Source organism: Streptomyces sp. NPDC001393 (assembly GCF_053597455.1).
Genome location: NZ_JBSFIH010000008.1, coordinates 77205 through 97654, shown reverse-complemented (window position 1 = coordinate 97654; position 20450 = coordinate 77205). Strand labels below are relative to the sequence as shown.

Genomic DNA, 20450 nt, shown 5'->3' with positions numbered 1-20450 from the left:
GGCGGCGAACCGGCCGGGAGCGTTCAGTACTTGCCCCGGCGCGGTTCCCGCTCCTCGTCCCCGCGCTCGTCGTGGTGCGGCGTCCAGTGGTGTTCGGTGAACCAGCGGCCGAACAGGGCGCCGCCGTAGATGACGAACCCGACGCCGATCAGCCAGGACTCGACCACCAGGACGGTGCCGACCGCGCCGTAGCTGAGCGCGTTGGTGACGATGAGCGGGGTGAAGACGAGGTAGGAGAAGGCCCGCAGACCGGCCAGGCCGATCACGGTCGCGAGCGCGCCCGGCAGCAGGGAACGCCAGTGGACCTGGCCGCCCAGCAGGAAACGCTGCCCCCACCAGAAGAAGAGGATGCCGCTCGCCGTGGACAGCGCGATCCGCTGGCCGCCGTGCAGCGCGTTCTTGGTCGCCACCTCCTGGTAGAGGTAGCCGGTGAGCACGATCAGCCAGGTCGCCTGCCGCCAGACCCGGTGCCAGGGGCCGGGGGGCACGCCCCAGATCCGTTCGTAGGCGTTCTGCACGCTGCCGCCGAAGGACACGCCGAAGACGGCCAGCAGGACACCGCCCCAGACGCTGGTGGTGCCGATGACGTTGCGCGGCGGGCTGATGATGTCGGTGAGGGCACGGGCGGACTGGCCGGACAGGCCCATGCCGTCGGTGAGCCATGAGGCGAAGCCGCCCCGCACCAGGGGATCGGCGGCGGCGACCACGATCAGCAGCGGCGCCAGCGTCACCAGCGCCAGGGTGGCGAACCCCATGGCCCGGTGCATCAGCTCCAGCTCACGGCCGTGTTCGAGCAGGGCCCCGGCCCTGAGCCACTCCCAAGCGCGGTGCAGGCCGCGCCGCCACCGCCTCACGGCTCCTCCCGTGCTCCACCCACACGCTCTGCTGAAGCCGATTCATCCACCCCGGCGCGCTCCGGGCAACTCACGCGGACGTCGTGTCGTGCGCCGGCGGTCCGGCGACACGGCGGCGCAGTGACCCGTTTGCGGCGGCGCCCACCGGAGAATCGGACCCCGTGCGTACTCCTGCCGAGGTGCCTTCCGTGGAACCGGACCTGCCGGGCGGCCGGCGGCGACCGCTGATCCTGAGCGCGAGCATGGGCGCGGGTCACGACACCGTGGCCGCCGAACTGGCGCGCCGGGCCGCGGCATGCGGACACGAGCCGCAGGTGGCCGACGTCCTCAGCCTGCTGCCGTACGGCCTGGGCGGCGGGCTGCGCCGCTCCTACCAGGCTTCGGTACGGCACTTCCCGTGGGCGTACGCCGGCGTCTACGGCGCGGTCCTGCGCGACGGCAGGGGGCCGCGCCCCAGCGGGGTGCCGCTGGCCCGGCTCGCCGCCGGCCCGCTGACGGAACTCGTGGAACGGCTGGACGCCGATGTGGTGGTGTCCGTCTTCCATCTGGCCGCTCAGCTCACCGGTCATCTCCGGGCCCGGGGCCGGCTGCGGGTGCCCAGCGCCGTGTTCCTCGTCGACTTCGCCGTGCACCGGCAGTGGCTCCATCCCGGCAACGACCGGTACCTGTGCCTCACGGACGGGGCCGCGGCCGAGGTGCGCCGGGCCCTGGGCAGGCCCGCCGTGACGACCGGCCCGGCGGTTGCGCCCGGGTTCCACGGGACCGCCCCCGGGGCGGCGCGGTGGCGGGAGCGCTTCGCCGGGCGGGCGCCCGGCCGGCCGGCGGTCCTGCTCTCCGCCGGTGCCTGGGGCGCGGCGTACCGCCCGGACGCCACCGCCCGCCTGCTGACGGGGGCCGGCTTTCTGCCGGTGGTGCTGTGCGGGCGCAACGCGCGGCTGCGGGCGCGGGTGGCCCGGGTGCCGGGGGTGCTCGCCCTGGACTGGGTGGACGACATGCCCGGACTGCTGGCCGCCGCGTACGCCCTGGTGGACAACGCGGCCGGCCAGACCGCCGTGCAGGCCCTGGCCACCGGGCTGCCCGTGATCGGCTACCGCCCGCTGCCCGGCCACGGGGTGGCCGGGGTCCGCCGGATGGCCGACCTCGGCGTGTCCCAACTAGCCCCGGACGGACCCGCGTTGCTGACGGCCCTCGGCCGGCTCACGGAAGGCGGCCCGGTACGAACGGAACGGGCGGCACGGGGACGGGCACTGTTCCGCAGTGATCCGATGGCGCACGTGGTGGGCTTGTGACACGGGACGCAGGGCGCGCGGCGCGGTGCCGGGGGCGCAGGGCGCAGTGACGCGGGCGCCGGACCCCGACGCCCCGGCAACAACCACGCGGGCCCCCGGCCCAGCCACGGGCCCGACCACCGCATGCCAAGCACTCAGCGACGCACAACCCGACGCCCCAACAACCCCCCGCCCCCAGCCCAGCCACCGCACGTCAAGTACTCGGCGACGCAGAGCTCGACGCCCCAGGAGCTCCCCGGGCCCCTGCTCAGCCGCGCGTCGGACCGTCGCTCGTTCTGTGCTCAGCGAAACGCCCCGTGGTCGCGCAACGGGCCGACCGAGAGGCCGGCCTCTCGGCAGTCCGCCACCAGGGCGGGCAGGGCGCCGAGGGCCGCGCGCCAGCAGCCGGGGGCCCCGAGCCGGTCGGAGTCGTGCAGCAGGACGGTGCCGCCGCCGCGCAGGTCCGCCGCGACCAGGGCCCGCACGGACGCCGGGGTGGCCTCGGCCGTCCAGTCCTTGCCCCACGCCGACCACAGCACCGGCCGCAGCCCGGCCCGCCGGGCGGCCAGCCAGCGTCCGGAGGTGAGGATCCCGTACGGCGGCCGGTACCACTGCGGCCGGTGGCCACAGACGTCGTACAGCGCGTGGACGGTGCGGGCGACCTGCTCGGCGTCCCGGGCGGGCGCGGGGCGCCAGGGACGGTCGTGCGTCCAGCCGTGCACGGCCAGTTCGTGTCCGCGCCGGGCGGTCTCCCGGACCAGCGCGGGATGGCGCACCACCTTCGCGCCGAGCACGAAGAACGTCGCCCGGACGCCGAGGTCGTCCAGCGCGTCGAGGAAGTGCGGCGTCGACTGCGGGTCCGGGCCGTCGTCGAAGGTCAGCGCGACGTGCCGGCGGCGGCCGGTGCCGGCGAGCCGCGGGAACAGCAGCAGCCGCACCCCGGGGAGCCAGGTGGCCGCCGGTCCGATGTGCACGGCGGCGACGGCGGTCGGCAGCAGCACGGCCGCGGTCCGCCATGAACGGCCGGACATGCCGGAGATCCCGGGGATCCCGGAGAGAAGCGACATCACTCACCCGCCTTCCGTACGTGTCCTCACCCGTGTGTCCGGTGCATACGCCCCCCGCTCCCCTTCCCGTTCCGCGACCGCGCGTCCCACTCCCGTCCGACGGCCGGTGCCCGGGCCAGTCCGATGCTGCCCGCCCCGATCAGCACGATGCCGAGCGCCTCCGGCAGCATCCGCCACCCGAGATGGACGGCCTCGGCGAACAGCGCCCAGCCGAGGACGACGCTGGTGAGCGCGTCGCCGAGGGTGAGGGCGGGCTGGGAGGCCGTGAGGGATCCGGCGCCCAGCGCGCTCTGCAGCAGCAGGAAGGCGACGAGTCCGGCGCCGGCCGTGGCGTAGGGCGACCAGTGGGTGAACATCGCCGCGGGCCCGTGTGCGAGCCACCCCACGGCTTCCTTCAGCAGCGCGGCGGTGGTGGCGAAGCACACGGCCGAGGCGAGGCCGAACAGCGCGGCCCGGGGCGCGCCCTCCGCCGGGCGGGCGGCGGCCACGAGCAGCACGACCAGGCCGAGCGCCCCACCGCCGCCCAGCAGCCAGGCGCCGGGCGGCGCGGTCGGCCGGCCCGCGCCCGGGGCGGCCGCCAGCAGGAACACGGCCAGTCCGGCGGCGAGGGCGACGAAGGCGAGCCAGGTCCACAGTCCGGGGCGGCGCCGGAAGACGACACCACCCACCAGCAGGGTGAACAGCAGCTCGGTGGCGAGCAGCGGCTGGACCAGCGCCAGGCTGCCCACCGCCAGTGCCCCGGCCTGCAGCAGCCCCGCGACCGCCAGCAGCGAGGCGCCCGCGAGCCAGTAAGGGCGCCGCAGCAGCCGGCCGAACCGGCGCACGGCCGACCGCACTCCGCCTACGCCACCCTCGTCGTACGGCTCCTGAACGGCGGCTCGGCGCTGCAGCACGGACGCGGACGCGTTGGCCAGGGCCGCGAGCAGCGCGAGCAGCACCGTGACGCCGATCATGGCCGTTCACCCGAAGCGGTCGGCGAGCCGCCGGTAGAGCCCGGGCGCGACGCCGCGCACCAGGGCCGGATACCGCAGCCAGCCGGGGACGTACACCTCGTCCCTGCCGTGCCGGACGGCGGACCGGACGGCGTCCGCCACCCGTTCGGCCGGCACCGGCCGCGGCCATGCCCTGGTGTAGGGGGCGCCCCGGCGGTCGAAGAACGGCGTGTCGACGGCACCGGGGATCACATGGGTCACGCCCACCCCGGTGCGGCGCAGTTCGTAGCGCAGGGCGTCGGCGAAGGCGCCGAGGGCGGCCTTCGCGGCGGAGTACACGGCCTCGCCGCGCACGCCGACGCTGCCCGCGACGGATCCGATGAGCACGATGCGCCCCGAGCCGGCCGCGACCATGTGCGGCAGCAGGGCCCGCACGAGGTGCAGGGTCGCCAGCAGGTCGATGCCCACGATCTCGTCGATCCGCGCATGCGGCATACCGGTGAACTCGCCGGCCCAGCCCACGCCCGCACAGGCCACCAGCAGGTCGAGGCGGCCCGCGTGGTCCAGGACCACGTCGGTGAGCAGACGGCCGGCGCCCGGCCGGGTCAGGTCCGCCGGCACGGCCAGGGCGTCGAGCGGGGCGGCCACCTGCTCCAGGCGGGTGGCGTCGCGTCCGCTCAGCACCAGCCGCCAGCCCCCCTCGGCGGCGAGCCGGCGGGCGACGACGGCACCGATGCCCGAGGAGGCACCCGTCACCAGCGCGGTGCCGCCCCGGTCACCGGCGGATCCGTGGACCGCCTCCGGGGCAGTGGTGGCAACCGGCCCGGCGCGTTTCGACGGTCCTGCGGGGGGCGGGGCGTGGGACATGGTGACGACCTCACTGCGACGTGTGGACACGGGCTCGCGAACGCCGGGGCCGAACCTTCGCGGTGTATCCAGGGCGCCACACACTGAAACACCGCGCACGGTGGAGCCTGGCCGGAGGCGGGAGACAGGTGAACCGGTGGGGTCCGGGTCGACTCCCGGTGTGTCACCGATCACCGGCACCGCGCCGACCTGCTCAGGGCACGGGCTCCACGAAGGCCGCCGTCAGCAGGGCGGAGACTCCTGCGTCGTCGGGCACCCGGACGGGTGAGCGAAGACCTCCGGGCGGTGGTCACCGACCTGGAGCACCGACCGGTTCTCCCCCGGCCGGTGCACCGACCGGTGCGGTCGGTCAGCCCAGGCCCGGCACGGGAGCCCCGGAGGGCACACCGGCGCCGATGTAGGCGTCGTAGAACTCCTTCCAGGGTGCGCTCACCCCCACGTGCGCCCCTTGGAAGCGCTCGCCGTGGGCCTTGGCGTCGAGGGCGGCGAGGCACACCTCCCAGCCGGCGCCGTTGCGGGCGGCGGTGTCGGACTCGCCGAGGACGTCGGTGAGCGTGAACCGGGTGCGCCGGTCGCCGACGGCCTCCAGGTCGAAGTGGAGTTCGTCGCCGCCCCACGCGAAGGCGAGGTGCCGGGGCGGGTCGACGGAGAGCACCCGGCCGGTGGACTCGGGCATGTTCGGGTCGCCGCTGAAGCGGATGGTGCCGCCGGGACGCAGCTCCATCTCGGCCCGGGAGGGGAACCACTGCTGGAGTTCGTCGGGGTCGGTGACGAAGTGCCAGACGCGGTCCACCGGGTGGTCGTAGGTGCGGCTGAACCGGACGGCGGGGCGGCCGTCGTCCAGGGTCAGGTAGGTGCCGGTGAGGTCGACGGGCATGGTGCGTCAGTCCTTCGCTGTGGGGTGTCAGGTGTCGTCCGACGTCTCGTCGAGGCGCCGGCCCAGGGCGGCCAGGCTGGTGTTCCACAGCCGGCGGTAGGGCTCCAGCCAGGCGTCGAGTGCGGCGATCGGTGCCGGGTCGAGGGCGTGGACGCGGCGCTGCGCGTCCTGCCGGACCCGGACCAGACCCGCCTCGCGGAGCACCTTCAGATGCTTGGAGGTGCTCGGCTGGCTCAGTCCGCAGGCCTCGACGATCTCCCCGACGGGCCGGGGGCGCAAGGCATACACGAGAAAAGAAACGTTGCCGTTTCGCTAGGCGTACCGTAAGGTCACTGTGTACGAAACAGTTTCGTTTACGAGCTGTCCGTCTTCCCGTGCCCGGACGACCTGCCCCGGAGTGGTGCCCCATGCCCCAGAAAACCTTGGCCGAAGGCTCCCGAGCGGGGGCCGCCGCGATCGAACACGGTGCCGCGGCCTCACCGAAGCGGTGGTGGATCCTCGCGGTCATCGCCGTCGCCCAGCTGATGGTGGTCCTCGACGCCACGATCGTGAACATCGCCCTGCCGTCCGCCCAGACCGACCTCGGCTTCTCCGACGGCAACCGGCAGTGGATCGTGACGGCGTACGCCCTCGCCTTCGCCTCGCTGCTGCTGCTCGGCGGCCGCATCGCCGACCTGTTCGGCCGCAAGCCCGCCTTCCTCGTCGGCGTCGTCGGCTTCGCCGCGGCCTCCGCGCTCGGCGGCGCCGCGAACGGCTTCACCATGCTGGTCGTCGCCCGCGCCCTGCAGGGCGCCTTCGGCGCGCTGCTCGCGCCCGCCGCGCTGTCCCTGCTCAACACCACGTTCACCGACGCCCGGGAGAGGGCCCGCGCCTTCAGCGTGTACGGCGCGATCGCCGGCGCCGGCGGCGCGGTGGGCCTGCTGCTCGGCGGTGTGCTGACCGATGCGCTGGACTGGCGCTGGACCCTGTACGTGAACGTGGCCATCGCGGTCGTCGCCTTCGCGGGCGGCTGGATCCTGCTGGGCAACCACCGTGACGCGGAGAACGCCAAGCTGGACGTGCCGGGCACGGTCCTGGTGGCCGCCGGACTGTTCTCCCTGGTCTACGGCTTCTCCAACGCCGAGACCCACGACTGGGGTTCGCCGCTGACCTGGGGCTTCCTGCTCGCGGGCGGGGTGCTGCTCGCGGCCTTCGCCGGGTGGCAGACCCGGGCCGCGCACCCGCTGCTGCCGCTGCGCATCCTGCTCGACCGCGACCGCGCGGCCTCCTTCCTCGCGGTGCTGATCACCGGCGCGGGCATGTTCGGCGTGTTCCTGTTCCTGACCTACTACCTCCAGCTCAACCTCGGCTTCAGCCCGACGAAGACCGGTGTGGCGTTCCTGCCGATGGTCGGCGCGCTGATGGTGACGGCCCAGGCGGGCACCACGGTCCTGCTGCCCCGGATCGGCCCGAAGGCGGTCATCCCGCTGGGCTTCGCGGTCGCCACGGCCGGCATGGCCTGGCTGACCGGCATCGGCGTCGGCTCGCACTACCTGAGCGCGGTACTGCCCCAGCTGATCGTGATCGGCGTGGGTCTCGGCCTGGTCATGCCGACGGCCATGCAGCTGGCCACCGGCGGGGTCGCCGCCGAGGACGCGGGCGTGGCCTCCGCGACCGTCAACGCCATGCAGCAGGTGGGCGGTTCGATCGGCACGGCCCTGCTGAACACCCTCGCCGCGAGCGCCGCCACCGACTACCTCTCCGGCCGGGACGCCACCAGCAAGCTGGTGCGGGCGCAGGCGACGATCGAGAGCTACACGACCGCCTTCTGGTGGTCCGCGGGCTTCTTCGCCGTCGGCGCACTGCTCGCCTTCCTGCTCTACCGGCGCGGGGTGCCGCGGCAGGACGCCGAAGCGGCGCCGGTCGTCCACATGTGACGACCGAGTTGACGACCGATGTGACGACCGATGTGACACCTCGCACCACCGAGCCCGAAGGGCCGCCGTCAGCAGGGAGACGGCGGCCCTTCGCCCTGCCATGGTGGGGGGCATGCGCAAGGCGTCGGCGGCGCTCGGCAGCGCCCTGTTCCTCGTCCTCGTCTCCGGCAGCGCGGCCGTGCTGGTGCCGTGGTGGCTGACCGGCGGCTGGCGGGGCGGCCACTGGTGGCTGCCGCTGCGGCTGCTCGGCCTGCTGCCCCTGGCGGCCGGTGCCGTCGTCATTCTGGCGGCCTTCGCCCGGTTCGCCCTGGAGGGGCTCGGCACGCCGGCGCCGGTCGCGCCGCCCGCCCGGCTCGTGGTGAGCGGCCCCTACCGGTACGTGCGCAATCCGATCTACGTCGCGGTGGTCGCCGTACTCGCGGGACAGGGCCTGCTGCTCGCCCGCCCGGTGCTCTTCGCCTACGCCGCGGGCGCCTGGGTGCTGACCTGGGGGTTCGTCCGCTGGTACGAGGAGCCGGGACTGGTGCGGCGGTTCGGCGCCGACTATGAGCGCTACCGGCGTCAGGTGCCCGTCTGGTGTCCCCGGCGCGCTGCCCGGCCGGGTGCTTGAGAACGCCGTCGGCGGGTAACTCAGCTGATCAGGGGCACGGTGGTGGAAGGAGAGGCCATGTCCGGCGAGGAAGACGACGAGAAGGACCGCAAGGAACAGTTCGACGCCGCCCTGCAGGAAGTGCTCCGGGAGGTCGAGGAGGCCGAGAAGCGCGACGAGGACAAGGCCGCCGCCGGCAAGGCCGGGGACGCCGCCACGCCGAACACCGAGGCACAGGAGCAGGCCGAGGAGGACTGAGGAGACCGGACGCGGGACCAGCGGCGCGTTCCCGGGCGGAGGAACCACGTGTGCGTTCCCGCGGCCGCGGCTACCGCCCGTGTGCTCCAGGGACGGGGCGCGGGCGAGGGGGATCGTACGTGCCTGTACGTGCCAGGGACGGGACGACCCCCCGGATACGGCCCCCGAGCAAGGCGACCACCCGTATACGTTCCCGTGGCACGGCGACGACCCACGCGCTCCCGCAGCACGGCAACCGACCATGCGCTCCGGCGCCGCTGGATCCCCTTCGGTCCGCAGGGGCCGCTGCTCGTGGAGGGGCCGGTGGAGGTCGAGTTGGAAGACGGCACCAGGGTGTCGTCGGACCGTTTCCGGGTTGCTCTGTGCACCTGCCGGCGCAGTCGCCGCTGCCGCTGGTGCGACACGAGTCACCGGCGCAAAGCCCAGGACAGCGGTTGAAACGGGCTGTTTTTCGCCGCTCCCCGGGAAAGGCCCCCCACGGGCCCCGCCCGGGGAGCGGCTGTGTGCCCGGAAGCCGGCGGGCGGCCCCACTCCGCCCGTCGGTTCCGGTGCGAGATCGCAGGTACCCCGCTCCAGGGGCCGCACTCCCCGGTTGCGGACCTGTTCCGGCGTATGCGGGGTCCGGCTGCGATCCCGGTCCTAGAAGGCGAAGACGCCGCCGCCCACGGAGTCGCGCACGCACGTGTTGCCGAAGGTGCGCTCGTAGGAGACGCGCTTGCCCTGCCAGACGCCCTGGACGGTGACGACGACCGGGTCGTACAGCATGTTGCACCACACGTCGTCGGCGGGCTTCAGGGCGCCGAAGTCGCCGCCGGTGCCGCGTAGTTCGGCGCAGGCCGCCGCCGCTGCGGGATGGGTGCCGGAGGCCGTGGGCGCGCAGGTCAGGGTGACGGCGCGCTCGGGGGTGGCCGTGGCCGCGTCGCTGCCGTGGCCCGTGGTGAGGACCAGCGCCGAGGGGGCGTAGAGCGACGACGGGGCGGCGCCCGGTGCAGCGACGGCGGCCCCGGTCAGGGATCCGCAAACGGCGGCGGCCGTGAGGCCGATGGCCGCTGCCCGGCGCGCGGTGTTCCGCATTGTGTGCATCCTTCCGCTCGGATAGACGGTGCCGGCTCCGGCCCGGTCTGCGCCGGAGCGGCGAGCGCCACTCTGCCGAGTCCGCCGCCGAAACACACATCGAACCCTCGGGTTTCAGTAACCTTGCGTGTTGAAACAGTGGCGTGAAGTTACGGAAATAATCGGCTCTGACCGCGCAACTGAGCGGTTCTTGATCGCTGAAAGCGGTCACATGGCCGAAAACCACCGGCTCGTTAATCGGCCTGAAACATTCCGGGTTCACTGCGAGTGAAAGCTTTCACGATGCCTTCACGACTCCTTGCGTTCATGAAGGAGGCGACGTAATGCTGATTACATGATTACAGACGAGCAGAAAGAGAAGCTGCGCGGCTGGTTCGCCGGCCGCCTGCCGGACGATCTCTTCGAGGAACCGGCCGAGGTCGCCGCCGACCGCGAGGAGATCACGGTGATCGGCCGCATCCCCGAGCCGCGGTTCGCCGAGGGAGCCTCGGAGGCCGAGCGGGAGACCGCCCGGCGCGCCCGGATCCAGGAGTTCCGCGAGCGGACCCGCGGGGACCGGATGGAGGTGGCCCGGGAGGCCGAGCACCTGTTCGGCCGCAAGGTCTCGTGGGGCGTGGTCTGCGGCCCGGAGCGCGCCCTGTTCACCCATGTGGCCGCGCCGGTCATGACCCGGCTGCGCCAGCCGGAGCGCCAGGTGCTCGACACCCTCATCGCCGCAGGCGTCGCCCGCAGCCGCAGTGACGCCCTCGCCTGGTGCGTGCGCCTGGTCCAGCGTCACACCGAGGACTGGCTGACCGAGCTGCGCGAGTCGCTGGAACACGTCCAGCGGGTGCGGGCGCAGGGACCCGACACGGAGGAGGTGGCCGATTCATCCAATGACGACGGCGAAGATGGATGAATCATCCTCTGGCCCAGGTCCGCGCCGGAGCCCTACCGTCGGCACACCGCTCCGGGCGGCCCTTGCCATGCCGTAACACCCCTGCGGCACAAGGGCCGTCCGGCACCGCCGCGCCACCAAGCGCTCCACCGCCGCGACCTCGCTGGAGCCCTCCGTGACCCCTCAGACCCCCGACTCGCCGACCGCGCCCCCGCCGTCCCTCACCGAGGTCGAACCCTACAGCGTCGAGCGCATCCCCGACGCGGACCGCACCGCGACCCCGCTGGACCTGTTCCGGCTCGCCTTCGGCGGCGCGAACACCTTCTCCACCTGCGTGCTCGGCGCGTTCCCGATCCTGTTCGGGCTCTCCTTCCGCCAGGGACTCGCGGCCACCGTCCTCGGGGTCGTCGTGGGCGCCCTGATCCTGTGCCCGATGGCCGTGTTCGGCCCGGTCAACGGCACCAACAACGCGGTCTCGTCCTCCGCGCACCTCGGCGTGCACGGCAGGGTGGTCGGCTCGTTCCTGTCGCTGCTGACGGCCGTCGCGTTCTTCTCGATCTCGGTGTGGAGCTCCGGGGACGCCCTGGTCGGCGGCGCGCACCGGCTGTTCGGCCTGGAGCGCAGCACGCCGTCGTACGTCGTCGCATACGCCCTGTTCGCCGGGCTGGTGCTCGCGGTGTGCGTCTACGGCTTCCGGTTCATGCTGTTCGTCAACAAGGTCGCCGTGACCTCGGCGACCGCGCTGTTCCTGCTCGGCGCGATCGCCTTCGCCGGTGACTTCGACCCGTCGTACGCCGGTGAGTTCACGGCCTCGGCGGACGCGGCGACTCGGTCGATGTTCTGGCCGTCGTTCATCGGCGCGGCCCTGATCGTGCTGTCCAACCCGGTGTCGTTCGGCGCGTTCCTCGGCGACTGGTCGCGCTACATCCCGGCCGGCACCCCGCGCCGCAAGGTGATCGGGGCCGCGTTCCTCTCCCAGATCGCCACGCTGCTGCCGTTCGTCTTCGGCCTGGCGACCGCGAGCATCATCGCGACGAAGGCGCCGAAGTACGTCGACCCGGCCGCGCCCGACTTCGTGGGCGGGCTGCTGGCGATCTCGCCGAGCTGGTTCTTCCTGCCGGTGTGTCTGCTCGCCCTGATCGGCGGCATGTCGACGGGCACCACCTCGCTGTACGGCACCGGCCTGGACTTCTCCTCGGTGTTCCCGAAGCTGTCCCGCGTGCAGGCGACGCTCCTGGTCGGCGTGGTGTCCATCGCGTTCATCTTCGTCGGCCGGTTCGGCCTGGACCTCGTGCAGTCGATCTCGACGTTCGCCACGATGATCATCACCTGCACCACGCCGTGGATGGTCGTGATGATGCTCGGCTTCTTCACCCGGCGCGGCTGGTACGACCCCGACGCGCTGCAGGTCTTCAACCGCCGTCAGCGCGGCGGCCGTTACTGGTTCGCGCACGGCTGGAACTGGCGCGGCATGACCGCCTGGTGGGTGGCGGCGGTGATCGGCGTGCTGTTCACGAACATCCCGGGCCAGTTCGTCGGCCCGCTCGGCGACCTGGCGGACGGGGTCGACATCAGCCTGCCGCTCTCGCTGGCGGTGGCCGCCGTCCTGTTCCTGACGCTGCTGCGGCTGTTCCCCGAACCCCGGGCGGCGTACGGGCCCGAGGGTGCCCGGCTGGTGCGCACGGTCGAGGTCCCGGTACCTGCGATCACCGGCCCCGGGGCGTCAACGACCGGTCGGGAAGGGGTGGTTGACACACCCGTGCACTAGGTTGTCGGCCATGACTCACTTCGTACTGGTGGCGGGCGCGTGGCTGGGGGCATGGGCGTGGGACGAGGTGGCGCCCGGACTGCGCGCCGCCGGGCACGACGTGCACGCCCTGACGTTGTCCGGACTCGCCGAGAAGAAGGACCTGCCCGCAGGGCAGGAGACGCACGTCCAGGACATCGTGCTGGAGGTCGAGCGGCTGAACCTGCGGGACGTCGTCCTGGTCGGGCACAGCTACTCGGGCGTCCCCGTCGGACAGGCGGCCGAGCGGATCGGTGACCGGCTGCGCCGGGTGGTGTTCGTCGACTCCAACGTGCCGGCGGACGGCGTGTCGTTCCTCGACGGCTTCCCGAGCGACCACATCCGGCAGGCCCTCGCCCAGCACGACGGCGTGTGGCCGCTCCTGCCCGCGGCCGCCTACGCGGACCAGGACCTCACTGACGAGCAGATCGACCGGCTGCTCACCGACGGCACCCCGCACCCTGCCGCCACGCTCACCGAACCGGCCGTGCTGAAGCAGCCGTTGGGCGAGCTGCCGGCGACGTACATCAAGTGCCTGCTGGACGGCCGCACCCCGCTGCCCGCCGTCGCCGAGGCCCTGCAGGGCGGGCGCTGGGAGCTGGTGGAGCTGAACACCGGGCACTGGCCGATGTTCTCCACGCCGGCGGAACTGGTCCGCATCCTGGACGAGGCGGCCACCCGCCACTGAGACTCCCGGCTACCCGCCAGTATCGTCGCTCTGCACGCGTACTCAGCGACGAGAGGCGGGACGGCCGGATGGCGAAGCACTGGGCGGACTTCCAGTACGAGATCTATCTGAACGGGATGACAGGCGCCGTGCCCCGGCTCCCCACCGACCTGACCCGTCTGGAGGAGCTGGCCGAACACCGGCTCGGTCCGGGCCCGGTGGGGTATGTGGCGGGAAGCGCGGGCGACGGGAGCACGGCCCGCGCCAACCGGGCCGCGCTCGCCCGGCGCCGGATCGTGCCGCGCATGCTGCGCGACGTGGCCGAGCGCGATCTGTCCGTCGAGCTGTTCGGCAGGGCACTGCCGGCACCGCTCGCGCTGGCGCCCGTCGGCGTGCTGTCGATCATGCATCCGGACGCCGAGTCCGCCGCCGCCCGGGCCGCCGCCGCGCAGGGGGTGCCGTACACCCTTTCCTCGGCGTCGAGCACGCCGATGGAGCAGGTCGCGGAGGCGATGGGGGACGCCGAGCGGTGGTTCCAGCTGTACTGGGGCAAGGACCGTGAGGTGACGCGGAGCTTCCTCGAGCGGGCGAAGGCCGCCGGGTTCTCGGTGCTCGTCGTCACCCTGGACACCCCGCTGCTGGCGTGGCGGCCGCGCGACCTGGACCAGGCGTATCTGCCGTTCCTGCACGGGGTGGGCACCGCGAACTACTTCACGGACCCGGCGTTCCAGGCCGGGCTCGCGCGGCCCGTCCACGAGGACCCGAACGCGGCGGTGCTGCACTTCCTCTCTCTGTTCGGGGACGCCGGCCACACCTGGCCGGACCTGGCGTTCCTCAGGGAGCACTGGGACGGTCCGATGGTGCTCAAGGGCATCCTGCACCCGGACGACGCCCGGCTCGCCGCCGACGCCGGGGTGGACGGCGTGGTGGTCTCCAACCACGGCGGCCGGCAGGTGGCCGGCTCCCTCGCCGCGGCCGATGCGCTGCCCCGGGTCGCGGACGCGGTCGGCGACCGGCTGACGGTGCTGTTCGACAGCGGGGTGCGCACCGGCGACGACGTGTTCAAGGCCCTCGCCCTCGGCGCACGGGCCGTGCTCCTCGGGCGGCCGTACGTCTACGGGCTCGGGCTGGACGGACAGGCCGGCGTCGAGCATGTCATCCGGTGCGTGCTGGCGGAGTTCGACCTGACACTGGCCCTGTCCGGGCACACCGGCCCGGGGACGGTGACGGCGGCGGACCTGACCGAGGATCCGAGCTGACCTGACGGCCCGGCAGCACTGCAACCCTAGGCGTGCCGCTCCGGCAACGCCGCCGACCGTGCCGGTGGACCGCCCGTACCAGCGATCGACAGCGAGCCCGGGCTCGCCGATTCCTCGTCGGTCACCCAGCGCTGGCCGGACGAGCCGTCGCGGACCTTGACCACGAGGTCGGCGCCCGCGGTGTCGGCGGTCGTGGCGAGGGCGAGCGTCCGGTCCCAGCGGGGCAGCAACTCGCCCTGCGCGGTGAGGTCGTAGCGCACGTCGTCGCCTCGCTTCGCGCCGGCGTCCGCGCAGGTGCCGAGGATCACCACTCCGGCGTCGGCGTGCGAGTCCAGGCACAGCCCCGAGGCGGCCGCGCTGCGCAGGCGCCCGTCGGCCTCGTACGTCCACTGCTGGGTCGGTGCCGAGGAGCAGACGGCGAGGACCGCGCCCGCACCGGCCTGCGGTGTGCCCTTGATGTCCAGGCACAGCTCGGCAGCGGCGTTGCGCAGCCGGGTGGGGCGGCCGGCGGTGGGCAGTCGCGCGGTGCCGGGCGCCGCGCCGGATGCGGGCGGGGACTGGCCGGTGGCGCTGCCGGGGACGGCGCTGGTGGAGGCGACCGGGTCGGTGCCGTCCCCGCCGTCCGGCCACACGCTGATCGCGAGGACGGTGGCGAGCAGCGCCGCCGAGACCACGCCGACCCCGGTGAGCAGGCTCCTGGAGGACCAGGCGGTGCCGGCGATCCGGGCGAGCGGTCCGGGCTCGCCGCCGTGCCGCAGGCCGCGGGACTCCGGGATGCGGGACCGGGGTTCGCCGTCGGCGCGACGCCGGCTGCCGGTCAGGACGGCGCGGGTGAGCAGGCCGGGCCCCTCGCGCCGGTCACTGCCGCGCCGGCGTCCGCCGGAGCGCCGGGAGCCACCGCGGGTGCGGGCGGGTCCGGGGCGGCGGCCGGGACGCGAGTCGAGGTAGCGGCGGGCGCCCCAGCCGAGCACGGCCTCGGCGAGCAGCACGCCCAACGCGGCATCGGTGTGGCCCAGTTGCTCGGCGGCGTGGCGGCAGTGGGAACAGGAGGACAGATGCTCCTGGACGTCGGGCAGCAGGGCGCCGCCACGGCGGATCGGAACGTCGAGCAGACGGTTGTAGTAGCGGCATTCCTTGCCTGGTGCGAGTTCCCGGTGGGCGCGTACCAGGCCCTCCCGGAATGTGTCGCGCGCCTGTTCCAGCGCGACCGCCGCACTCTCGATGTCCAGGCCGAGCAGTCCGGCGGGAACGGTTATCGGCTCCGCCTCGACCTCGATGTGCCAGAGCAGTGCCTGCTCCAGCCGGGGAAGGGCGTGAAATGAGCGGTCGGACAGGGCGCGGTTTTCCGGTATCAGGGTCTTCGCGGCGCGCATACCGCGGCCGCCGGCGGGTTTCCCGAGACCAGGCAGTACGGCGGTGATCCGGTCGGTGCCGGACCAGTTGACGACCGTGTCCCGGACCGCCACGAGCAGCCGGGGCCGCAGCGCCTCCGCGGGTTCGCCGAGCGCGAGCCGGCCGAGGACCTGGTGGAAGGCGGTGGCGGTGACCATGTGGGCGAGCGGCCCGGTCAGGGCCAGGCAGACGACCGCGTAGTCGTGCGCGGGCTGCCAGTGCCGGGCCATCAGCAGGGCGGCGGACCGGGAGGCCTCCGCGTCGGAGCCGGCCCGCAGCGGACCGGCGAGCGACTCGTCGGATTCTCCGGGGTCGCCGCCCGGCGGATAGGGAGGACGAGGGGGGTGGGGGGTGGGCACTGAGCGGGTTCCTTTGGTGCGACGTGCGTTGATGCGTACCTCTGCGACGCGCCGGGGAAGGAATTGGTCGGCCCTCGGCCGGTGAAGTTCTGCAACTGCCGGAAGAGCCCCGGATTTTACCCCCGCACGGTCGTTTCAACCCTTGCACAACTTCCACACGAGCAACAAGGCGCCCGCACAACCTCGCCGACCTTGAAAGAAAGTCAGGAAACACCTTCGGTATTTCACACGCCCCGTGTGAAGCACGCGCACACAACCGCCGGGCCGCGCACGCTTCCGAGGCATGCGGCCCGGTAGTGGACTGGGGCACGCGCGAAACCGGCCGCCGGTCCCGTTCCTCCCGCCCCCGGCCGGCGGCCCCGCCCACCCTGCCCCGGCCGGCGGCCCCGGCGGCTTCCCCCGCCGGCCGGAGCGGGACGCACCCCGCGGGATCCGCTCAGATCTGCCAGGAGCGCAACCGGTCCGCCGCGCCGTACACGTCGGTCTTGCCGGAGATCAGATCGCGGGCGAGGTCGACGAGGGCGCCGTAGGGCGGGTCGATGCCGACGCCGCTGACGAACATGTAGGCCACGGCGGTCGCGCAGGCGAAGCGGGCGTTGGCCGCGGGCAGCGGCTTGAGCACGGCGAGGGTGTGCAGCAGGGCGGCGGCCCGCCAGGCGGGGTCGGAGTCCACGCCAAGCCGGGGCGGATCGACGCGGTGCCGGGCGACGGCGGCGACCAGGGCGGAGAAGTCGTCGACCGCGGGCTGGTCGGGCAGGACCTCCTCGTGGCGCTGGAGCAGCCAGGGGACGTCGATGTGGATGACGGAGGGCATGCGTCAGGCTGCCTCGTCCTTCGCGGGGGACTCGTCGTCGGGAAAGGCCGCCGCGAACTCCTCCGCGTGCGCGGCGAAGAACTGCCGGAAGGCCGCGGCGCCCTCCTGCAGGGCGCGGTGCCGGGCTATGTCGGCGGCCGCGGCCTCGCGTACGAGGGCCTTCATCGACGTACCGCGCTCCTTGGCGATCTGCCGCAGGTCCTCGAGTTCCCGATCGCTGAACTCCACGTTGAGAGCTGGCATGCCCCTCACGGTACCGCGCGGGTACTTACCCGTAAATACCTGCAGGTCAGACGCCCTCTGGGACGGTACCCGACGGGTCCGAGGGCCATGTCCGCTTCCCGCCGGTCACGGGGCGCGGGAGGCAGCAGACTCGGCAGCACGGAGAGAAGCCTGAAGCGGAACCACAGGAGCCCTGCCATGAGTACACGCACCGTCCACACCGTCCACCCGAGCCCGCTGGGCGACCTGCTGCTGACGGGCTTGGTCTCACCGGCCGGCCTGACGCTCGGCTCGCTCGGCATGCCGGGGCAGCGCGGCGCGCCCGCCGTCCGCGCCGAGGACCGCGACGACGGTCCGTTCGCCGAGGCGCACCGGCAGTTGGACGCCTACTTCGCGGGCCGCCGTACCCGTTTCGAGCTGCCGCTCGCCGTCGCCGGCACCCCGTTCCAGCGGGCCGTGTGGCAGGCCGTCGAGGACGTCCCCTGTGGCACGACCACCACGTACGGCGAGTTGGCCGCCCGGCTGGGTGTGCCGCGCGCCGAACTGCGCGCGGTCGGCCGGGCGCTCGGCGCCAACCCCCTCCTGATCGTCCGCCCCTGCCACCGGGTGATCGGCGCGGACGGCTCGATGCGCGGGTACGCGGCCGGCGTCGAGCGCAAGCTGTGGCTGCTCACACACGAGGGCGCGCTGCAGCCGACCCTGGTGTGAAGGAGGCGGTCATCACGCTCACCCCGGCCGAGGCCCGCCGCCGGGTGGCCCGCACGGACTGGGCCGCGGTGGCGGCCGAGCTGGACGAGCACGGCAACGCGCCCACCGGCCCGCTGCTCTCGCCGGCCGGGTGTCCGGGGAAGGCGCCGGCCCCGGCGAGGCGGGCAGCCCCGGCGAGGCCGGCGCGAAGTGTGTGTACGCCGTCTACGACCCGGTCTCCGGACACTGCACGGTGGCCCGCGCCGGGCATCCGCCGCCGGTGGTCCTGCGGCCGGGCGTCGCGCCCCGGGCACTGGACGTGCCCGCCGGTCCCCCGCTGGGTCTGGGCGGGCTGCCCTTCGAGTCGGAGCTGGTGGTCAGCGAACTGGTCACCAACGCCATCCGGTACGGCTCGCACCCCATCCGGCTGCGGCTGATCCACGGCGCGGCCACGCTGATCTGCGAGGTCTCCGACACCAGCCACACCGCCCCGCACCTGCGCCGGGTCAAGATCTTCGACGAGGGCGGCCGGGGCCTGCTGCTGGTCGCCCAGCTCACCCAGCGCTGGGGCAGCAGGCACGCCCCGGAGGGCAAGACGATCTGGGCGGAACTGTCGCTGTTCGAGGCGGACCAGACGGACCAGGCGGGGCAGTAGGACTCAGGAGCCCGCGAGCCACGGCCGTACCTGTTTGCGGGCCTCGTGCAGGCGGGATTTCAGGGTGCCGAGCGGGATGCCCACCCGCTCGGCGACCTCCGCGTAGTCCAGTTGGCAGATGTCGCGGTAGACCAGCGGTGCCACCAGGTGCGGATGCGTCCGCTCCAGCCGGTCCAGCGCCTCCAGGAGGTCCACCCGGGAACCGGCGATGACGCTGGTGGTGCGCGGGTCGACGGCGTACGAGGGCTCGATGGCGGCCGGCTGCTCGGCGGCCCGCCGCTTCAGCTCGCGGTACTTCTGCCGGCAGCAGTTGGCGACCACGGTGTACAGCCAGGTGCTGAACCGGCTGCGCCCCTCGAAGCGGGAGATGTGCCGGGCCACCTGGAGCAGCACGTCCTGCGCGGCCTCCTCGGCGTCCTCCCGGCACGGCAGGAAGCGCCCGCAGCGGCGCAGGACCTCCGGCCGGATCTCGGTGAGCAGCCGATCCAGGGCCGCGCTGTCGCCGGCGGCGGCCCGCCGGGCGAGGTCTTCCATCGGCGCCTGGTCCTGCACCGGGGTCCCCCTTCGAGTCGATCTCAGGCCAGGCATGATAGTCGTATGCAATCGCTTGGGCGGATCGGCCGCTACCGCCTCGAACGGCCGCTGGGCACCGGCGCCTTCGCCACGGTCTGGCTCGCCCATGACGACGAGCTCCAGGCGCCGGTCGCGCTGAAGGTCCTCGCCGAGAACTGGGCGCACCGGCTCGACATCAGGGACCGCTTCCTGTCCGAGGCCCGGCTGCTGCGCCGGGCCGGCTCCAACCGTGTGGTGCAGGTCTACGACATCGGTGAACTCCCCGACGGCAGGCCGTACTTCGTGATGGAGTACGCCGACGGCGGCACGCTCGCCGACCTGCTGGCGGGCGGGCCGCTGCCGGTGGGGCACGCGCTCGCGCTCACGGCCGAGGCCGCGCGGGCCGCCGCCGCACTGCACGAGGCGGGGATCGTGCACCGGGACATCAAGCCGACCAACGTGCTGCTGCACACGGCCCCGGACGGCACCCGGCGGGTGCTGCTGGCCGATCTGGGGCTCGCCAAGAGCCTCGCGCAGGCCTCGGTGCTCACGCTGGCCGCGGGCTCGGCCGGCTATCAGCCGCCCGAGCAGGCCGAGCCCGGCGAGGGCATCGACGAGCGGGCCGACGTCTACAGCCTGGGCGCGGTCGGCTACGAGCTGGTCACCGGCACCGTGCCGGGTCCTCCGGGACGGGTCGTACCGCCCCGGCGGCTGCGGCCGGACCTCGGCGAGGCCGTGGAGCGGGCGCTGCTGCGCGCGCTGGAGCCGGACCGGACGCGCCGCTGGCCCGGCGCGCAGGTGTTCGCGGACGAGCTGGACCGGCTGGCGGCGGGGCCGCCCGCGCCGCGGCCCCTCCGGCGGCTGGACGGGGTGCGCGGCCGGCTGAACACGGTGACGCTGACCGTGGCCGCCGTCCTCACCGCGGTGGCGGCCGCGGGCGCGGTGACCCTGGCGCTCCACCCGGGCGGCTCCTCGGACCAGGTGCGGGTCTCGGACTCGACCGGGCGGCTGTCCGTCACGGTGCCGGCGGGCTTCGGCCGCCAGCTGCGCGACTCCGGCTGGGATCCGGGCGCGCTGGGGCTCGGCAAGGGGCACGAACCGGGGCTGGTGGTGGCCGACGAGCTGGCCCGGTGGCCCGATCTGGGCACGGCGGTGGACGGCGTGTTCGTCGGGGTGAGCGAGCACGGCGATGTCACCGCGAAGGTGAAGGCCCTCACCCACACGGGCTGCCGCTACTCCGGCAGCCGCACCTTCGCCGACGCCGACTGGCGGGGCCTGGTGCGGGCCTGGAGCGGCTGCCCGGACGGCGGCTCGGTCACGGAGTCCGCTCTGGTCCCGGCGGGCGGCGCCGGGCAGCCCCAGGTGTATGTGCAGGTGCGCCAGCGGGGCGCCGGGGACGCGACCGAGGGGATACTCCGTTCGCTGAGCGTGACCTGACGGGCGCCTGCCGGCGGTCACAGCGGGGAAAAGAATCCTGT

The 20450-nt window shown here is 73.7% G+C and carries 21 protein-coding genes and 2 pseudogenes; 12 read left to right on the top strand and 11 right to left on the bottom strand.

The window, feature by feature from the left end:
* Positions 1–23: 23 nt before the first annotated feature.
* Positions 24–854, bottom strand: a complete 831-nt coding sequence (locus tag ACWC2T_RS12350) for a ribonuclease BN (protein ID WP_450670293.1) — start codon at positions 852–854, stop codon at positions 24–26.
* A gap of 179 nt (positions 855–1033) precedes the next feature.
* On the opposite strand from ACWC2T_RS12350, the gene ACWC2T_RS12345 reads away from it, so the two are divergent.
* Positions 1034–2143 (top strand): MGDG synthase family glycosyltransferase, encoded by a 1110-nt coding sequence (locus tag ACWC2T_RS12345; RefSeq protein ID WP_450670402.1) that lies wholly within the window; start codon positions 1034–1036, stop codon positions 2141–2143.
* 281 nt (positions 2144–2424) lie between these two features.
* Here ACWC2T_RS12345 and ACWC2T_RS12340 read toward each other — a convergent pair whose 3' ends face one another.
* The 5 genes and pseudogenes from ACWC2T_RS12340 to ACWC2T_RS12320 form a co-directional block, all read right to left on the bottom strand.
* Entirely contained in the window at positions 2425–3153 is a 729-nt protein-coding gene (locus tag ACWC2T_RS12340) for a polysaccharide deacetylase family protein (protein WP_450670401.1), read from the bottom strand.
* 62 nt (positions 3154–3215) lie between these two features.
* Positions 3216–4142, bottom strand: coding sequence for a DMT family transporter (locus ACWC2T_RS12335; protein WP_450670292.1), 927 nt, complete (start codon positions 4140–4142; stop codon positions 3216–3218).
* A 6-nt stretch (positions 4143–4148) separates the two neighbouring features.
* Positions 4149–4988, bottom strand: coding sequence for an SDR family NAD(P)-dependent oxidoreductase (locus ACWC2T_RS12330; protein ID WP_450670291.1), 840 nt, complete (start codon positions 4986–4988; stop codon positions 4149–4151).
* A gap of 349 nt (positions 4989–5337) precedes the next feature.
* Positions 5338–5865: an SRPBCC family protein gene (locus tag ACWC2T_RS12325; RefSeq protein WP_450670290.1), complete on the bottom strand. Its 528-nt coding sequence runs from the start codon at positions 5863–5865 to the stop codon at positions 5338–5340.
* Between the two features lie 27 nt (positions 5866–5892).
* Positions 5893–6141, bottom strand: a pseudogene (locus ACWC2T_RS12320) (ArsR/SmtB family transcription factor); the annotation flags it as partial.
* A 131-nt stretch (positions 6142–6272) separates the two neighbouring features.
* Here ACWC2T_RS12320 and ACWC2T_RS12315 point away from each other — a divergent pair.
* The 4 genes from ACWC2T_RS12315 to ACWC2T_RS12300 all read left to right on the top strand — a co-directional run bounded on the left by ACWC2T_RS12315 (position 6273) and on the right by ACWC2T_RS12300 (position 9066).
* Positions 6273–7781: an MFS transporter gene (locus ACWC2T_RS12315; protein ID WP_450670289.1), complete on the top strand. Its 1509-nt coding sequence runs from the start codon at positions 6273–6275 to the stop codon at positions 7779–7781.
* A 112-nt stretch (positions 7782–7893) separates the two neighbouring features.
* Complete coding sequence (locus ACWC2T_RS12310) at positions 7894–8391, top strand: methyltransferase family protein (protein WP_450670288.1); 498 nt, start codon at positions 7894–7896, stop codon at positions 8389–8391.
* Between the two features lie 57 nt (positions 8392–8448).
* Entirely contained in the window at positions 8449–8628 is a 180-nt protein-coding gene (locus tag ACWC2T_RS12305) for a hypothetical protein (RefSeq protein ID WP_450670287.1), read from the top strand.
* 261 nt (positions 8629–8889) lie between these two features.
* The gene (locus ACWC2T_RS12300; protein WP_450670400.1) at positions 8890–9066 is read left to right on the top strand and encodes a CDGSH iron-sulfur domain-containing protein; all 177 of its coding nucleotides are present in this window, start codon (positions 8890–8892) and stop codon (positions 9064–9066) included.
* Between the two features lie 201 nt (positions 9067–9267).
* Here the strand turns inward: ACWC2T_RS12300 and ACWC2T_RS12295 are convergent, their stop codons facing one another.
* Positions 9268–9702, bottom strand: coding sequence for a subtilase-type protease inhibitor (locus ACWC2T_RS12295; protein ID WP_450670286.1), 435 nt, complete (start codon positions 9700–9702; stop codon positions 9268–9270).
* A gap of 334 nt (positions 9703–10036) precedes the next feature.
* Between ACWC2T_RS12295 and ACWC2T_RS12290 the strand changes: the two genes are divergently transcribed.
* The 4 genes from ACWC2T_RS12290 (at position 10037) to ACWC2T_RS12275 (ending at position 14291) form a co-directional block, all read left to right on the top strand.
* Positions 10037–10600, top strand: a complete 564-nt coding sequence (locus tag ACWC2T_RS12290) for a hypothetical protein (RefSeq protein ID WP_450670285.1) — start codon at positions 10037–10039, stop codon at positions 10598–10600.
* 154 nt (positions 10601–10754) lie between these two features.
* A complete protein-coding gene (locus ACWC2T_RS12285; RefSeq protein ID WP_450670284.1) occupies positions 10755–12347 on the top strand; it encodes a purine-cytosine permease family protein in 1593 nt (530 codons plus the stop codon).
* A 10-nt stretch (positions 12348–12357) separates the two neighbouring features.
* Positions 12358–13053: an alpha/beta fold hydrolase gene (locus ACWC2T_RS12280; RefSeq protein WP_450670283.1), complete on the top strand. Its 696-nt coding sequence runs from the start codon at positions 12358–12360 to the stop codon at positions 13051–13053.
* Positions 13054–13121: 68 nt separating this feature from the next.
* Positions 13122–14291 (top strand): lactate 2-monooxygenase, encoded by a 1170-nt coding sequence (locus tag ACWC2T_RS12275; RefSeq protein WP_450670282.1) that lies wholly within the window; start codon positions 13122–13124, stop codon positions 14289–14291.
* A gap of 26 nt (positions 14292–14317) precedes the next feature.
* On the opposite strand, the gene ACWC2T_RS12270 is transcribed toward ACWC2T_RS12275, so the two are convergent.
* From ACWC2T_RS12270 to ACWC2T_RS12260, 3 genes are all read right to left on the bottom strand, one after another.
* Positions 14318–16042, bottom strand: a complete 1725-nt coding sequence (locus ACWC2T_RS12270; protein WP_450670281.1) for an RICIN domain-containing protein — start codon at positions 16040–16042, stop codon at positions 14318–14320.
* A 436-nt stretch (positions 16043–16478) separates the two neighbouring features.
* Complete coding sequence (locus ACWC2T_RS12265) at positions 16479–16856, bottom strand: hypothetical protein (protein ID WP_030739759.1); 378 nt, start codon at positions 16854–16856, stop codon at positions 16479–16481.
* Between the two features lie 3 nt (positions 16857–16859).
* The gene (locus ACWC2T_RS12260; protein ID WP_351211870.1) at positions 16860–17099 is read right to left on the bottom strand and encodes a hypothetical protein; all 240 of its coding nucleotides are present in this window, start codon (positions 17097–17099) and stop codon (positions 16860–16862) included.
* A gap of 177 nt (positions 17100–17276) precedes the next feature.
* Here ACWC2T_RS12260 and ACWC2T_RS12255 point away from each other — a divergent pair, with 177 nt between their 5' ends.
* Positions 17277–17786 (top strand): methylated-DNA--[protein]-cysteine S-methyltransferase, encoded by a 510-nt coding sequence (locus ACWC2T_RS12255; RefSeq protein WP_450670280.1) that lies wholly within the window; start codon positions 17277–17279, stop codon positions 17784–17786.
* A 127-nt stretch (positions 17787–17913) separates the two neighbouring features.
* A pseudogene (locus ACWC2T_RS12250) lies at positions 17914–18420 on the top strand (SpoIIE family protein phosphatase); the annotation flags it as partial.
* A 3-nt stretch (positions 18421–18423) separates the two neighbouring features.
* Here ACWC2T_RS12250 and ACWC2T_RS12245 read toward each other — a convergent pair.
* A complete protein-coding gene (locus tag ACWC2T_RS12245; RefSeq protein WP_388764434.1) occupies positions 18424–18972 on the bottom strand; it encodes an RNA polymerase sigma factor in 549 nt (182 codons plus the stop codon).
* 45 nt (positions 18973–19017) lie between these two features.
* On the opposite strand from ACWC2T_RS12245, the gene ACWC2T_RS12240 reads away from it, so the two are divergent.
* Entirely contained in the window at positions 19018–20409 is a 1392-nt protein-coding gene (locus ACWC2T_RS12240; protein WP_450670279.1) for a serine/threonine-protein kinase, read from the top strand.
* Positions 20410–20450 lie beyond the last annotated feature (41 nt).

Bases quoted from the DNA above. Each gene is read 5' to 3' on its own strand.
- ACWC2T_RS12240 (WP_450670279.1), top strand. From the start codon at position 19,018: ATGCAATCGCTTGGGCGGATCGGCCGCTACCGCCTCGAACGGCCGCTG.
- ACWC2T_RS12290 (WP_450670285.1), top strand. From the start codon at position 10,037: ATGATTACAGACGAGCAGAAAGAGAAGCTGCGCGGCTGGTTCGCCGGC.
- ACWC2T_RS12275 (WP_450670282.1), top strand. From the start codon at position 13,122: ATGGCGAAGCACTGGGCGGACTTCCAGTACGAGATCTATCTGAACGGG.
- ACWC2T_RS12310 (WP_450670288.1), top strand. From the start codon at position 7,894: ATGCGCAAGGCGTCGGCGGCGCTCGGCAGCGCCCTGTTCCTCGTCCTC.
- ACWC2T_RS12340 (WP_450670401.1), bottom strand. From the start codon at position 3,153: ATGTCCGGCCGTTCATGGCGGACCGCGGCCGTGCTGCTGCCGACCGCC.
- ACWC2T_RS12265 (WP_030739759.1), bottom strand. From the start codon at position 16,856: ATGCCCTCCGTCATCCACATCGACGTCCCCTGGCTGCTCCAGCGCCAC.
- ACWC2T_RS12295 (WP_450670286.1), bottom strand. From the start codon at position 9,702: ATGCGGAACACCGCGCGCCGGGCAGCGGCCATCGGCCTCACGGCCGCC.
- ACWC2T_RS12255 (WP_450670280.1), top strand. From the start codon at position 17,277: ATGAGTACACGCACCGTCCACACCGTCCACCCGAGCCCGCTGGGCGAC.
- ACWC2T_RS12330 (WP_450670291.1), bottom strand. From the start codon at position 4,988: ATGTCCCACGCCCCGCCCCCCGCAGGACCGTCGAAACGCGCCGGGCCG.
- ACWC2T_RS12260 (WP_351211870.1), bottom strand. From the start codon at position 17,099: ATGCCAGCTCTCAACGTGGAGTTCAGCGATCGGGAACTCGAGGACCTG.
- ACWC2T_RS12315 (WP_450670289.1), top strand. From the start codon at position 6,273: ATGCCCCAGAAAACCTTGGCCGAAGGCTCCCGAGCGGGGGCCGCCGCG.
- ACWC2T_RS12305 (WP_450670287.1), top strand. From the start codon at position 8,449: ATGTCCGGCGAGGAAGACGACGAGAAGGACCGCAAGGAACAGTTCGAC.
- ACWC2T_RS12280 (WP_450670283.1), top strand. From the start codon at position 12,358: ATGACTCACTTCGTACTGGTGGCGGGCGCGTGGCTGGGGGCATGGGCG.
- ACWC2T_RS12335 (WP_450670292.1), bottom strand. From the start codon at position 4,142: ATGATCGGCGTCACGGTGCTGCTCGCGCTGCTCGCGGCCCTGGCCAAC.
- ACWC2T_RS12325 (WP_450670290.1), bottom strand. From the start codon at position 5,865: ATGCCCGTCGACCTCACCGGCACCTACCTGACCCTGGACGACGGCCGC.